This is a genomic window from Yinghuangia soli (assembly GCF_021502675.1).
GTDB classification, from domain to species: Bacteria; Actinomycetota; Actinomycetes; order Streptomycetales; family Streptomycetaceae; genus Yinghuangia; species Yinghuangia soli.
In genome coordinates, this window is sequence record NZ_JAKFHA010000016.1 from 18,563 (window position 1) to 32,911 (window position 14,349).

Here is a 14,349-nt window from a genome sequence, read left to right on the forward strand (position 1 = left end):
CCGGCCGCCCCCGGCGGGGGGGGGGGGGCGGCCCCCCCCCCCCCCCCCGTCCGGCCGCCTGCGCCGGCGCGTCGCGGTCCTGCTCGGCGTGGCGGCCGTCGCCTATGCGCTGGACCTGGTCAGCAAGCTGATCGTGGTCGCCAAGCTCGAGGGCGAGGCGCCGATCGACATCATCGGCGACTGGCTGCAGTTCCGCGGCACCCGCAATCCGGGCGCCGCGTTCGGCATGGGCCAGGCGTACACGATCGTCTTCACGCTGATCGCGGCCGCGGTGATCGTGGTCATCCTGCGCCTCGCCCGCAAGCTCTACAGCCTGCCCTGGGCCATCGCGCTCGGCCTGCTGCTCGGCGGTGCGCTGGGCAACCTGACCGACCGGCTGCTCCGCTCGCCCGGGTTCCTGCGCGGGCACGTGGTCGACTTCATCGCACCCAAGCACTTCGCGGTCTTCAACCTCGCCGACTCGGCCATCGTGGTCGGCGGCTGCCTGATCGTGCTGCTCTCGTTCCTCGGCCTGCAGCCGGACGGCACCCGCGAGGGCGACGAGCCGGCGGACGGCGGCACGGACGCCGCGGACGGCGATGCGGCGGACAGCGGTACGGACGGCGGGGCGGACGGCGGTACGGACGGCTCCGGCGGCGAGGCCGGGAAGACCGGCTGACCCGTCCACCCGGCATACTCGACGGGTGACCTCCTCCACCGGCTCGTCCGAAATCCGCACCCTGCCCGTACCCGACGGCCTCGAAGGCGAGCGCCTGGACGCCGCGCTCGCCCGCATGTTCGGCTTCTCCCGCACCCGGGCCGCCGAGCTGGCCGCGGCCGGGAAGGTGCTGCTGGACGGCAAGCCCGCGGGCAAGTCGGACCGGGTGCACGGCGGAGCCTGGCTGGAGGTCGAGATGCCGCAGGCCCCGGCCCCCGTGCAGATCGTGGCGGAGCCGGTCCCCGGCATGAACGTCGTCCACGACGACGAGCACATCGTGGTGGTCGACAAGCCCCTCGGCGTGGCCGCGCACCCGAGCCCGGGCTGGACCGGCACCACGGTGGTCGGCGGCCTCGCCGCGGCCGGCTACCGCATCTCCACCTCCGGCGCGTCCGAGCGCCAGGGCGTCGTGCACCGGCTCGACGCGGGCACCAGCGGCCTGATGGTGGTGGCCAAGTCGGAGCTCGCGTACAGCCTGCTCAAGCAGCAGTTCCGGGACCGCACCGTGGACAAGCGCTACCACGCGCTCGTGCAGGGGCACCTCGACCCGCTGTCCGGCACCGTGGACGCGCCCATCGACCGGCACCCCAAGCACGACTGGAAGTGGGCCGTCGTCGCGAGCGGCAAGCCGAGCGTCACGCACTACGACACCGTCGAGGCCTTCCGCGCCGCGAGCCTGCTCTCCATCAAGCTGGAGACCGGCCGCACCCACCAGATCCGCGTGCACATGTCCTCGCTGCGGCACCCCTGCGTCGGCGACATGATGTACGGCGCCGACCCCACGCTTGCGAAGCGCCTCGGTGTCGAACGCCAGTGGCTGCACGCGGTGCACCTGGGCTTCGAGCACCCGGGCAGCGGCGAGTGGGTCCAGTTCGACAGCCCGTACCCGGAGGACTTGGCCCGCGCTCTCGACCGCGTCTCGGACGGCCAGTAGCCCTTTCTGAGCTGCGCAGCAGGGGCGCCGTGCGGATGATTCCGCGCGGCGCCCCTTCCTTGTCCTGTCCTTGTCCTCTCGTCCGCGCGGACGGATTCCGTGCGGCGCCTCGCCTGTCTGCTTGTCCGGGGGTCAGCCGCGCTTGAGGGCCTCCCCGGCCGAGCCGATCAGTGCGCGGTCGCCGAGGGGCGCAGGCAGGGTGATCGTCACCGTTCGGGTGTGGGCCACCAGCGTGCAGAACGAGTCGGTGCTCTTGGCGTCGGCGGTCGGGCGGGGCAGGGTGCCGACCGCGACGGCGACGACGCCCGTGCGCTCCGCGGCCGCACCGTAGTAGTCGGCGCCGCACGGACCGGGAACGTCCTCCGAGCCGAAGAACTTCACGGTCAGGGTGCGTCCGTCCGCACTCACCTGCACGCTCGTGTCCTGCGGGCCCTGGTCCGGGCCCCGGTCCGAGGGCACCGCGAGGACCGTCTCGCGCGCCGTGGTCTCGGCGAAGCCCAACTCCCAGACCGGCACCTTGGCGTAGCCCTCGGAGGTGAGCACCTGCTGGTGGTTCAGGGCGACGCGGGAGATGGTGAGGTTCGGTGCTCCGGCGCTGCCGCACACGTCTTTCGAGACCGGAGCCGGCGGCTTGGCCGCCGTCTTGGGATCGAGGTACGGCCGGGACCAGCGGGTGCCGTAGTCGCTGGTGATCTCGGCCTTGTCCGGATGCTCCGGTACGACGGTCTGCGGACCCAGCGTGACGCACCCGCTGAGTATCGAGACCTTGAATTTCGGGTTCTCGCCCTCGGGGATCCCGGTCGATCCGGCGAGCGAGGAGCGGACGACGAACGGAGGCGTCGGCGCGCCCGGCCGATGGGCCGCCTCCCAGCGGTCGGCGGCCGTGGCCGCCTCCTTGGCCGCGTCCGAGTCGGCCAGCGCGGTACCCGTCCCGGCATCACCGGCGGCACCCGTGGCCGCGGGTACTTCGGGCGCGGCGGCGTTTCCGGCGGTGGCAGGATCGTTCTCGCCGCAGCCGGACAGGCCGAGGATCAGCGCCGCGGCGGCGGCGCACACGAGTGCCGGGCGGCCGTGGGAACGGCTGCGCGCAGGGGCGGGGAACTGCACGGTGGAACGGCTGGGGGAGTGGTCGTCCACGGGAATTCTCCGGTCTGTACGGGCCCCGCAGCAGACCGGCCCGGCCCGGCCGCAGTTGGCTGTCGGGCGCGCATCGGCCCTGGGGCGGGGCGAGTTCGTCGCACGTGCCGCGTCGTCTGCACGGCGCCGGTTGGACGTCGGCTTTCTTGATCCGGTTCCCGTGCGGCACAACGCGCGGAATGCAACGTATTGCCGGATATAGACATAGATGCGGCGTAGCGTGTCGCCGTGGATCAGCTGACCGTTCTCTTCCTGCTGTTCCTGGTCACCCTGGTGGCGGTACCCGTCGCCTCGTGGGTGCGGCTGCCGTATCCGGTGGTGATCACGATGGGCGGGCTGCTGCTCGCCGTGATCCCGGGCGTTCCCGAACTGCGGCTCGAACCGGAGCTGTTGCTGCCGCTGCTCCTCCCGCCGCTGCTGCACAGCGCCGGCTGGCGGACCAGCTGGCGCGAGTTCGCCGCCAATGCCAAGCCGATCCTGCTGCTCGCGGTGGCCCTGGTGTTCGTGACGACCGCGGCCGTCGCCTGGGTCGCGCACCGCGTCGTGCCCGGGCTGCCGGTCGCGGCCGCGGTGGCGCTCGGTGCGCTGGTCGCGCCGCCCGACCCGGTCGCCGCGTCCGCGGTCGCCTCGACGCTGCGGCTGCCGCGCCGGCTCGTTTCCATCCTGGAGAGCGAAGGGCTGTTCAACGACGTCACCGCGATCGTGCTCTACCAGGTCGCGGTCGCGGCGGTGGTGACCGGATCGTTCTCGGCCGGCGAGGCGGTCGGGAAGCTCTTCCTGTCCGCCGCGGTGGCGTGCGCGGTCGGCGTGGCGGTCTCGCTGGTGGCCCGCTGGGGGGACAAATTCCTCAACGACGAGCGGCTGCGCGTCATGGCCTCGCTGATGCTGCCGTTCGTCGCGTACATCGGCTCCGACGAGCTGGGCGGCTCCGGGGTGCTCGCGGTCATCGTCAATGTCCTGCTCCTGCGCGCCCAGGGCATCGAGGCGCCGGACCGCAGCGGCCGGATCGCGGGCGGGGTGTTCTGGGCCGTGATCGAGCTGATGGTCACCGGCCTGACGTTCGGCATCATCGGCATCGAACTGCGCGCGGTCCTCGACGCCCTCGGCGGCGACACCGCCGACGTGCTCGTCGAGGCCGCCGCCGTGGTGGCGACCGTCATCGTGGTGCGCGGCCTGTGGCTCTTCCCGACCGCGGTGCTCGCGCGGCGCCGCAACCGCCGTGCGGCCGACGAGGACGATCCGGACGTCGAGGACCTCGCCCCGGTCGGCCCGCGCGAGACCGCGGTGCTGTGGTGGGCCGGCATGCGCGGCGTGGCGACCGTCGCGCTGGTGCTCGCGCTGCCGCTGGAGACCGACGCGGGCGAGCCCTTCCCGGGCCGCGACCGGCTCGTCGTCATCGCGTTCGCGGTGGTCATGGTGACCCTGGTGGTGCAGGGCCTGACCCTGCCCGCGCTGGTCAAGGCGCTCGGCGTGCGCGAATCGGAGGACGCCGCCGGCCAGGCTGAGGCGGACCTGCGGGTCCGGGCCGCCAAGGCCGTGCTGCAGCGGCTGCGCGAGATGGAGGCCGCCGAGGAGCTTCCGGACGAGGTGGTCGACGTGATGCGGCTCCGCCAGCAGGCCGTCATCGCCCAGCTGCGGCCCGAGGCGTACGCGGAGGACGCCCGCAAGGCGCTGGCCGAAAAGCACCGCAGGAAGCGCGAGTTCAAGCGCGTCGAGGCGGAGCTGACCGAGGCGGCCCGGGCCGAGCTCAAGAGCGCCCGTGCGGAACGCGGGAACGACCCGGTCATCGTCGACAAGCTCCTGCGCCGCATCGACCTGCGCGGCTGGGTGTAGGCCCGGCGCCGGGGTCGCGTGTCCCGTTTGGCGTACCCGGGGCGGGCGGGGATCATGGGCAGGTTCCACCCGCGTACCACCCGCTGCTGTTCGAGACGAGGATCACCTGTGGCCCGCATCGTGCTGTTCCACTCCGCGTACGGACTGCGTCCTGCCGTGCACGAGGCCGCAGACCGCCTGCGCGCCGCCGGGCACGAGGTCGAGGTCCCCGACCTGTACGACGGCCGCGTCGTCGAGACCGTCGAAGAGGGCATGGAGATCAAGGACGAGATCGGCACCGAGGAGCTGCTGCGCCGGGCCGTGTCCGCCGCCGCGCCGCTCGGCCGCGGCGTGATCTACTCCGGGTTCTCGATGGGCGCCTCGCTGGCCCAGAACCTCGCGCTGGCCGACGAGTACGCGGGCGGCCTGCTCATGTTCCACGGCACCTCGGACCTCAAGGACGACGCCGAGACCGAGATCGCGGTGCAGCTGCACGTCGCCGAGCCGGACCCGTTCGAGCCGGAGGACTGGCTGAACGCCTGGTACCTGCGCATGGTCGCGGCGGGTGCCGACGTCGAGGTCTACCGGTACCGCGGCGCCGGGCACGTCTACACCGACGCCGAACTCCCGGACTACGACGCGGAAGCGGCCGACCGCACCTGGGCCGCCGCGCTCGCGTTCCTGGAGGAAATGGACGAGAACGCCGCGTAGCACCGGCGCTGTCCCCCGTTCGCGCGTTGCGCCGTATGCGTTTTCGACGCGGCGCAACGGGCGCGCCGCGCCTCGGCGTGTGACGATTTGTCCGTGGTGGAATGGGACGAATTCTGGGATCTTGTCGACCTGCTGGGCGGTCGTGCGGACGACGACGCCTGCGAGCGGTTGACCGAGGTGCTCGCCACCCGCTCCAAGTCGACGATCATCGGATTCGCCGACCGGCTGGCGGAGGCGCTGTACCGCTTGGACCGCGCCGATCTCGCGGCGCTGCCCTACATCGATGTGACGGACCGTCAGGGCGTGCCGGTCCCGATGTCCTCCGACGGCTTCCTCTACGCCCGCTGCGGGGTGGTCGCGGCTGGCCGCGAGGCGTATGCCCACGTCCTCGCGGACTCGAGCGCGTTCTGCCCGTACACCGCGGCGGAGTTCGACGGCGAGGCCCTGCTCTACGTCGCCGAGGACGCGTGGGAGGACCTGACCGGGCGCCCGTGGGAGCACGAGGAGCCGTTCGACTACGAGACGGGCTCCAACCCGGACGGCTGGCCGGGGCTGCCCCCGCGCTGACCAGGGCCGCCCCGGGTCGCCCAGGGCTGTCCCGCGCTGTCCCGGGCACTTCGGGGCAGGCTCAGTGCTTGCCTAGGTCGACCCTGGGCCGCTTGGCGAGTTCGACGTACCGCTTGGGTCCGGCCTGCTGCGGCACGGTGGCCGGCTCCCGGTGGCCGTACTCGTCGTCCCCGTACGCGCCCTGCACACCGCCGCCCGGCGCGGGCGACGTCGCGACGCGCGGCAGCGCGTACGGGTGCTTGCGGCGCACGTAGTCGAGCAGCTTCTCGCGCACCTCGCAGCGCAGCGTCCACACGTCGTCGGCGTCCCGCGCGGTCACCACGGCGCGCAGCACGATGGTGGTCGGCGTGGTGTCGGTGACGTAAAGGCTCCAGCCCTGCCCGTCCCACAGGCCCGAGTCCTTGAGGATGCGGTGCAGTTCGTCGCGCAGCTCGGCGACCGGCGCCGAGTGGTCCAGGTGCAGGAAGACCGTGCCGGTCATGCGCATGTCGGTGCGCGACCAGTTCTCGAAGGGCCGGCCGGTGAAGTACGACACCGGCATGACGATGCGCCGCTGGTCCCAGGTGTTCACCACCAGGTAGGTCAGCGTGATCTCCTCGACGGTGCCCATCTCGTTGTTGACCACCACCGAGTCGCCTATCCGGACCATGTCGCTGAACGCGATCTGCAGCCCGGCGAACAGGTTCGCGAGCGTGCTCTGCGCGGCCAGGCCGGCCACCACGCCGAAGAGGCCGGCCGAGGCCAGCAGGCTGGTGCCGATGGTCTTCATGCCCGGGAACGTCATGATCATCGAGGCTGCCGCGATGATCGCCACGAGCGCCGAGCCGACCCGGCGGATCAGGTCGATCTGGGTGCGGACCCGCCGCACCTTCCCGGCATCGGTGGCCACCGCGGCGTACTTCTCGAACGAGGTGTTGACCAGCACGTTCGCCGCGTGGATGGCGAGCCACGCGGTCGACCCGATGACGCAGAGCACGAGGATGTGCCGGACCGTGCCGCGGGTCTCCTCGGGGAGGTCCGCGGCCGGTTCGGCGATCAGCGCCAGCACCGTGGCCAGCGTCACCACGCAGGACGCCCGCGACCGGCGCAGCATCGGCCACAGCGGCCCGGAACTGGGTCTGCGGGTCTGCACTTCGCGGGCCACCTTGGCCAGCAGCCAGGTGGCGAGGCCGGTGAGGACGAGGACGGAGACCAGAACGATCAGGGGGCGGAGGATCTCCCAGACGTCCACGGCTGGTGCTCTCCCTGGGAACTCGGCGGCATCGGCGAACCAGCCACGCTAGTCACCCGTAGGAGTGACGTCCAACCGGCATTCCTGCCGTTTGCGTGGCGATTCACTGCTTTTCCGGCAGCGGCGCTTACCGGCGAATTGGTGATCGGTGCCCGCTTTGCGGCCGGCGATGCCGGTCGGTCAGGCGCGCCTGAGCAGCCGGGGCATCCGCATCAGCGGGATCGGCCGCCCGGTCTCGACGTTCCACGCCTCGACCGCGTTGAGCACCCCGAGCAGCACCACGACCAGGCCGGCGACCACCACCGCGGGCAGCAGCGGCGCGCAGCAGGCCAGCACGATCGCGGCCACCGCGAACCAGAAGCGCAGCGCGCCGGCCGCCCCGAACATCTGCCAGCGCGAGTAGCAGAAGGTCAGCAGGAACAGCGCGACGCCGGGCGCGAGCAGCAGCGCGGGCGTCCCCGAGGGGGCGTCCATCGGGTGCGCCATCGCCTTCTTGAGGCCGACCGCGATGCAGATGATCGCGGTGACGTACGAGGCATGGCAGTACGTGAAGATCTCCCGCACGATCCGGGACTGCTTCGGGTCGGTCTCCAGGCTGTGCCGTGCGGCCGGGGCCCCGTAGTGGAAGTACGTCCACCACAGCGCCACGATCATCACGAAGCCGATGCCCAGGACCACCAGCCGGGACGCGGTGATGGGGTGGTCGGAGGCCTGCGTGCCGACTGCCATCACGGTCTCGCCCAGCGCGATGATCAGGAACAGCCCGAAGCGCTCCGGCAGGTGCGACGTCTCGAACCGCACCTTGTCCAGCTTGCCGCTGAGCAGCACCCAGCCGCCGATCTCCACGGCCGCGGCGGCCGACCAGGCGGCCACCCGGCCGGGCCCCTCGAGGACCGCGCCCAGCAGGAACAGCGGCCCGGCCACCGCGAGCGCGCAGGTGAACGGGTTCCAGCCGTTGCCCCGGAAGGCCGGCCGGCTGCGCAGCGACGCCCACAGCAGGCTGCGGAGCACCACGTACGCGAGGGCGAAGAGCAGCGCGCCGCCGTGGCCGCCGGACTGGAACGCCCGCGGGATGCCGACCGCCATCACCAGCCCGCAGCCGGCCAGCGCGAACAGCGTGAAGCGGACCTTGGGGGTGTCGACCGCCTCGCCCGCGGTGTTGCCCAGCACGGTCGCGCCGACCCAGCACCACCACAGCGGCACGATCAGCAGCAGCGTCTTGGCGGCCCCGCCGGGCCCGTGCGAGTAGGCGAGCGAGGTGGCGAGCTGGGTGACCGCGAACACCCACACCACGTCGAAGAACAGCTCGCCCCAGGTGACCTTCTGCTCCCGGGCCTCGGATTCCCCCGACTCCGCGGCCGCCGGTATCTCGACCTCGACCGCGGCCTCGACCGCCTCGTCCGTTCTGCCTTCCAGTGCGCTCATGCCGTGCCCCGCCCCCATGATCAATCGGCTTTGAGCTCCGGAGGATAGAGGAAGTAGTTCGCCGCGGATGCGGCCTGGGCCCCCTCGTGCACCGCGGTGGTCACCTGGTGCGAATGCAGGCTGGTCACGTCGCCCGCCGCGTACACGCCGGCCACCGAGGTCTTCTGCTCGGTGTCCACCTCGATCCAGCCGCTCGGCGCCAGCCGCACGCCGAGCTGCTGGGCGAGCCGGGTCTCCGGCGTCGCGCCCTGGATGCTGAACAGCGAGTCGAGTTCGAGGCGCAGGCCGCCGTGCGTGAGGACCGCCTTGAGCCGGCCGTCGACGCCCTCGACGTCCTTGATGCGGTCGTGGAAGACGGGGATGCCGGCCGCGTCGAGGCGGGCCCGGAACTTGGCGCTGATGTCGTCGGCGCGGCTGTTGGTCAGCAGCCGGACCCGGTCGGTCAGGCTGTGCAGCTGCATGGCCTCGCCGGCCGCGGCGTCGGTGTGCCCGACCACCAGGATGTCGCGGCCGCGGTTCTCGTAGCCGTCGCAGGTGATGCACCAGAACATGCTGCGGCCCACATAGGACTCCCAGCGCGGGAAGTGCGGGAAGTGGTCCAGGACCCCGGTGGCCAGCAGCAGCGATCGGCCGTGCCAGGTGCGGCCTTGCGCGGTCACGGTGAACCCGGCCTCGGCGTCGCCTTCGGCGTGCGTGATGGTGTGCTGCGCGAAGACGATCTCCGGGTAGTGCGCGAGCTGTTCGCGGGCCAGCTCGCGCAGAAGGATGGTGGAGATGCCGCCCGGGAAGCCCAGGTAGTTGCGGTTGGTCTGGTGGTGTGTCGAACGCCCGTGGCCGGTGTCGAAGACCAGCACGCGGCGGTTGTAGCGGGCCAGGTACAGCGCGGCGGACAAGCCGGCGGGGCCGCCGCCGACGATGAGGGTGTCGACGGAATCGGTCGTCATGTGCGGGCCCGGCCCTTCGGAGGCGGTGGTGCGGCGAAGCGGCGCGGCGGCAGCCGGCCGCGCAGCATCACACCATCGGCCGGCCGGTGCCTGCTCCCGGCCCGCGGGTTCCGAGCCCGTCCCCGCGGGAACTGGATGCCGCACGGCGCCCGGAGCGGACCGGACCCGTCAGGAATCCCCGACGTCGACCAGCGTCGCGGGGTCCGCGGGGCGGGCGCTCACGGCCTCCACCCACGGCCCGACCAGCGCGGTGAAGAGCTCCGCATTGGCGTCGTCGATCAGGTCGTCCACGCCGAACAGCGCGAGGAGTTCGGCGGCCGCGGGATCGGCCTGGTCGCAGCCCGGGCACAGCACCAGGACCCGCAGGCACGGCAGCGGCTCGCCGTAGCCGTTGTCCCAGACGTGCGGGACGCGGGCCTCCAGGATCCCGGGCCCCTCGCAGCGCAGGCACAGGGGAGCGTCTTCCTGCACGGCCATGTCCATGCCGTGCAGGCGGTGCGACTCCTCGTCGGTGTACGGGTCCTGCGCGCCGAACGCGCCGGGTCCGGTACTGCTGTCCGGGCCCGGCGTCACACGACCCACGAATCCGGCCCGAGCAGCACCTTGATCTCGGAGGCGAACGCGTTGTTGTTCTCCACGGTCGGGTTGAGCCGCATCAGCGTCGAGCCGCCGAGGCGGTTCTCCATCCGCAGCCGCACCTCGACGTCGCCCGGGTGCGCCAGCATCGCCGACTTGAGGCGGCGTACCAGGTCCGGGGTGATGCGGCGCTCGTGCACCTTGAGGATCACCGGCGGCTTGCCGCCGTGCTCGGCGGCCGAGATGTCGAGCGGGATCAGCTCCTCGCCGAACACCGACAGGGCGCCGTCGCGCTCGTTGATGCGGCCGCGGATCGACACCGCGTTGTCCTCGATGAACTCCTGCGCGAACAGCAGGTAGTTCTTCGGGAAGTACAGCACCTCGATGGACGCGTCGTGGTCCGAGATGGTGACGATCGCCCAGGGGTTGCCGCCCTTGTTGATGCGCCGGTCCACCCCGGTGATCAGCCCGGCGAGCTTGACGAAGCCCTCGGTCTGGCCGCTGCCGACCAGGTCGGCGATCGACATGTCGCGGTTGCGGGCCAGGATGTGCTCGGCGCCGTCCAGCGGGTGGCTGGAGACGTACAGGCCCAGCATCTCCCGCTCGGTGGACAGGAGTTGCTTGCGCGGCCACTCGTCGTCGCTCAGCTTGAAGTCGAGGCCCACGGCCGGCTTGTCGTCCGGCTCGTCGGAGCCGCCGCCGAACAGGTCGAACTGCCCGTTGGCCTCCTGCCGCTTGAGCCCGATGACCGCGTCGACCGCGGTCTCGTGCACCGCGCACAGCGACTTGCGGCTGTGCCCGAGCGAGTCGAACGCACCCGCCTTGATGAGCGAGTCGATCGTGCGCTTGTTGCACACCACGATCTCGACCTTGGACAGGAAGTCCTGGAAGGACGTGTACTTGCCCTTCGCCTTGCGGGTCTTCATCAGCGACTCGACGACGTTGGCGCCCACGTTGCGCACCGCGGTCAGGCCGAAGCGGATGTCCTCGCCGACCGCGGTGAACTCGACCGCCGACTCGTTGACGTCGGGGGAGAGCACCTTGATGCCCATGCGCCGCGTCTCGGAGAGGTACACACCCATCTTGTCCTTGTCGTCGCCGACCGAGGTCAAGAGCGCGGCCATGTACTCCGCGGGGTAGTTCGCCTTGAGGTAGGCCGTGTGGTACGACACCAGGCCGTACGCCGCCGAGTGCGACTTGTTGAACGCATAGCCGGCGAACGGGACGAGGACGTCCCACACCGCCTTGATCGCCTCGTCCGAGTAGCCGTTCTTGCGCATGCCGTCCTGGAAGGGGATGAACTCCTTGTCCAGGACTTCCTTCTTCTTCTTGCCCATCGCGCGGCGCAGCAGGTCCGCGCCGCCGAGCGTGTAGCCGGCCAGCACCCGGGCGGCCAGCTGCACCTGCTCCTGGTACACGATCAGGCCGTACGTCGGGCCGAGGACCTCCTTGAGGGGCTCCTCCAGCTCGGGGTGGATCGGCTCGATGTCCTGCTGCCCGTTCTTGCGGAGCGCGTAGTTGATGTGCGAGTTCATGCCCATCGGACCGGGCCGGTACAGCGCCGAGACGGCCGAAAGGTCGGCGAACTCGGTGGGCTTCATCAGCTTGAGCAGCGCGCGCATGGGCCCGCCGTCCAGCTGGAAGACGCCCAGCGTCTCGCCGCGGGCGAGCAGCTCGTACGTCTTCTTGTCGTCCAGCGGGAGGTTGTCGGTGCTGACGTCCTCGCCGCGGTTCTCCTTGATGATCTTGATGCAGTGGTCGATGATGCCCAGGTTCCGCAGACCCAGGAAGTCCATCTTGATCAGGCCCATTTCCTCGCACTGCGGGTACGAGAAGCCGGTGATGATCACGCCGTCCTTGTCGCGGCGGTGCAGCGGGATCAGGTCGAGCAGCGGGGTGCGGGACAGGATGACCGCGGCGGCGTGCACGCCGGTGCCGCGGATCAGCCCCTCGATGCCCATGCCCGTGTCGACCACGCGCCTGACCTCGGGGTCGCTCTCGTAGAGCGCGCGGATCTCGGTGCACTCGTTGTAGCGCGGGTGCTCCGGGTTGAACATGTCGGCGAGCGGAACGCCCTTGCCCATCACGTCCGGCGGCATCGCCTTGGTGATGCGGTCGCCCATCGCGAACGGGAAGCCCAGGATGCGCGAGGCGTCCTTCACGGCCGCCTTGGCCTTGATGGTGCCGAAGGTGTTCACCTGCGCGGTGTAGGCGTCGCCGTACTTCTCCGACACATAGCGGACCATCTGGTCGCGCTGGCGGTCGTCGAAGTCGATGTCGACGTCGGGAGGGGAGACGCGCTCCGGGTTCAGGAACCGCTCGAACAGCAGGCCGTGCTCGATCGGGTCCAGCTCGGTGATGCGGGTCAGGTACGCGACCAGCGAGCCGGCCGCGGAACCGCGGCCCGGGCCGACCGGGATGCCGTTGTCGCGGGCGTACTTGCAGATGTCCGCGACCACGAGGAAGTAGGAGTCGAAGCCGAGTGGCGAGATGACCGACAGCTCCATGTCCAGGCGCTCGAGGACGTCGGCGGGCGGGTTGCTGCCGTAGCGCAGCTCCAGGCCGCGGTCGCACTCCTTGCGCAGCCAGCTCGCCTGCGTCTCGCCCTCGGGCACGTCGAACTGCGGCATCTGGTCGACGTAGTTGAAGACCTCGTCGTACGGCTGGATGCGCTCCGCGATCAGCAGCGTGTTGTCGCACGCCGCGGGCAGCTCGCCGAACAGCGAGCGCATCTCCTCGGACGACTTGATGTAGTAGCCCGAGCCGTTGAACTTGAAGCGGTTCGGGTCGTCCTTGTTCTTGCCCACGCCCACGCACAGCAGGTTGTCGTGCGCGTCGGCCTGGTCCTCGGTGACGTAGTGCGAGTCGTTGGTCGCGAGCAGCGGGATGTCCAGCTGCTTGGCGATCCGCAGGAGGTCCTCGCGGACCGTGCGCTCGATGTCGAGCCCGTGGTCCATCAGCTCCAGGAAGTAGTTCTCCTTGCCGAAGATGTCCTGGTACGCCGATGCCGCCTTGATCGCCTCGTCGAACTGCCCGAGCCGCAACCGGGTCTGGACCTCGCCGGAGGGGCAGCCGGTGGTCGCGATGATGCCCGCGGAGTGCTGCGCGATGATCTCGCGGTCCATGCGGGGCTTCATGTAGTAGCCCTCGATGGACGCCAGCGAGGACAGCCGGAACAGGTTGCGCAGGCCCTGGGCGTTCTCCGCCCACATCGTCATGTGCGTGTAGCGGCCGCCGCCGGAGACGTCCTTGCCGCCCTCGCCGCTCGCGTCGTCGGTGTTGCGCGAACCCGCGGTCGCCCAGAACTCGGGCTTGCGGTTGTGCCGCGAACTGGGGGCGACGTACGCCTCGATGCCGATGATCGGCTTGACCGGCGACTTCTTGGAGATCTGGAAGAACTCGTACGCCCCGAACATGTTGCCGTGGTCGGACATCGCGACCGCCGGCATGCCGAGCCGTTCCACTTCGGCGAACATCTTGCCGTTCTTCGCCGCACCGTCGAGCATCGAATACTCGGTGTGTACGTGCAGGTGGACGAAGCTGTCAGTGGACACGAGCCCTCCGTCACTTTTCTCGATTGCGCCCCCGCGAGGTACGCCGAACAACCGCGGCCCAGGGGGACGCCGGGGCCGGGGAGGCCCCCACCTTACGCAATCTCGCGGACAGCCGGAGCATCGGCGCACCGACTCGCGGACTACTTCCGGGCGAGCCTCCGGGTGCCTTCCCCGGCGCCGCGGAAGCGTCGCAGGCCAGGCGCCTGCCGGGGGCAAATCGGGCGTGAAAAGTCGCCGCCCGGGCCGGGCGAAGCGGTGGAATCCGGGGCTTACACCGGAGCAACCGGCACATATCTATCCGGTCAAACGCCCCATGCGTGAACTTCCGTGCACGTAGAGTCGTTGTCTCCTATGTGGCCGCACGGTCAGGTGCGGCCACCGAGGCCCCGGGCACCGAGCCCGGGGGGAAACGGGGACGACATGACCAACGGCCGGCAGCACGCGCACCCGTCCGAGCCGCAGCCCGCACCGCAGCCCGACCTGCGCACCGAACGGCCGGACCCCCGGCCGGGCAAGAACGGCTGACCCGGACCGGGTCACCGGTCGCGCGCATGCGCGAGGCTCGGGGCGCGGCCGTGGCACGATGGGGTGGTCTGCGGGGGAAAGCAGCCGGACACCTGTCGGCGCGACCGCGCGACCCGACTGAGGAGCGAGCGCATGGCCGGTTGGTCCAGACTCGGCAAGGCCGGGCTGGCGGGCGCCCAAGGCGGCCGCCGACAACACCAGGCGGCCCCCCGGGCGGCCCCGCGGCCCCCCGCGGG

The 14,349-nt window shown here is 71.1% G+C and carries 10 protein-coding genes and 1 pseudogene; 5 read left to right on the forward strand and 6 right to left on the reverse strand.

Annotated features, from left to right (window positions below):
• Both lspA and LZ495_RS24575 read left to right on the forward strand, forming a co-directional pair.
• A pseudogene (lspA, locus tag LZ495_RS24570) lies at positions 1-541 on the forward strand (signal peptidase II); the annotation flags it as partial.
• Between the two features lie 142 nt (positions 542-683).
• Positions 684-1,631, forward strand: coding sequence for an RluA family pseudouridine synthase (locus tag LZ495_RS24575; protein WP_235055042.1), 948 nt, complete (start codon positions 684-686; stop codon positions 1,629-1,631).
• A gap of 132 nt (positions 1,632-1,763) precedes the next feature.
• On the opposite strand, the gene LZ495_RS24580 is transcribed toward LZ495_RS24575, so the two are convergent.
• Complete coding sequence (locus tag LZ495_RS24580) at positions 1,764-2,768, reverse strand: hypothetical protein (protein ID WP_235055043.1); 1,005 nt, start codon at positions 2,766-2,768, stop codon at positions 1,764-1,766.
• A gap of 228 nt (positions 2,769-2,996) precedes the next feature.
• On the opposite strand from LZ495_RS24580, the gene LZ495_RS24585 reads away from it, so the two are divergent.
• The 3 genes from LZ495_RS24585 (at position 2,997) to LZ495_RS24595 (ending at position 5,858) form a co-directional block, all read left to right on the forward strand.
• Positions 2,997-4,601 carry a Na+/H+ antiporter gene (locus tag LZ495_RS24585; protein ID WP_235055044.1) on the forward strand — a complete coding sequence of 535 codons (1,605 nt, stop codon included), beginning with the start codon at positions 2,997-2,999 and terminating at the stop codon, positions 4,599-4,601.
• Positions 4,602-4,709: 108 nt separating this feature from the next.
• Positions 4,710-5,291 (forward strand): dienelactone hydrolase family protein, encoded by a 582-nt coding sequence (locus tag LZ495_RS24590; RefSeq protein WP_235055045.1) that lies wholly within the window; start codon positions 4,710-4,712, stop codon positions 5,289-5,291.
• A gap of 93 nt (positions 5,292-5,384) precedes the next feature.
• The gene (locus LZ495_RS24595) at positions 5,385-5,858 is read left to right on the forward strand and encodes a DUF4240 domain-containing protein (protein ID WP_235055046.1); all 474 of its coding nucleotides are present in this window, start codon (positions 5,385-5,387) and stop codon (positions 5,856-5,858) included.
• Positions 5,859-5,919: 61 nt separating this feature from the next.
• On the opposite strand, the gene LZ495_RS24600 is transcribed toward LZ495_RS24595, so the two are convergent.
• The 5 genes from LZ495_RS24600 to dnaE all read right to left on the reverse strand — a co-directional run bounded on the left by LZ495_RS24600 (position 5,920) and on the right by dnaE (position 13,588).
• Entirely contained in the window at positions 5,920-7,089 is a 1,170-nt protein-coding gene (locus tag LZ495_RS24600) for a mechanosensitive ion channel family protein (protein ID WP_235055047.1), read from the reverse strand.
• A gap of 180 nt (positions 7,090-7,269) precedes the next feature.
• Positions 7,270-8,514, reverse strand: coding sequence for a low temperature requirement protein A (locus LZ495_RS24605; protein WP_235055048.1), 1,245 nt, complete (start codon positions 8,512-8,514; stop codon positions 7,270-7,272).
• A gap of 20 nt (positions 8,515-8,534) precedes the next feature.
• Positions 8,535-9,458: an NAD(P)/FAD-dependent oxidoreductase gene (locus LZ495_RS24610; RefSeq protein ID WP_235055049.1), complete on the reverse strand. Its 924-nt coding sequence runs from the start codon at positions 9,456-9,458 to the stop codon at positions 8,535-8,537.
• Between the two features lie 168 nt (positions 9,459-9,626).
• Positions 9,627-10,031: a DUF6300 family protein gene (locus LZ495_RS24615; protein ID WP_235055050.1), complete on the reverse strand. Its 405-nt coding sequence runs from the start codon at positions 10,029-10,031 to the stop codon at positions 9,627-9,629.
• Positions 10,028-13,588: a DNA polymerase III subunit alpha gene (gene dnaE, locus LZ495_RS24620; protein WP_308268635.1), complete on the reverse strand. Its 3,561-nt coding sequence runs from the start codon at positions 13,586-13,588 to the stop codon at positions 10,028-10,030. The genes LZ495_RS24615 and dnaE overlap by 4 nt, the downstream gene beginning before the upstream one ends.
• Positions 13,589-14,349: the final 761 nt, after the last annotated feature.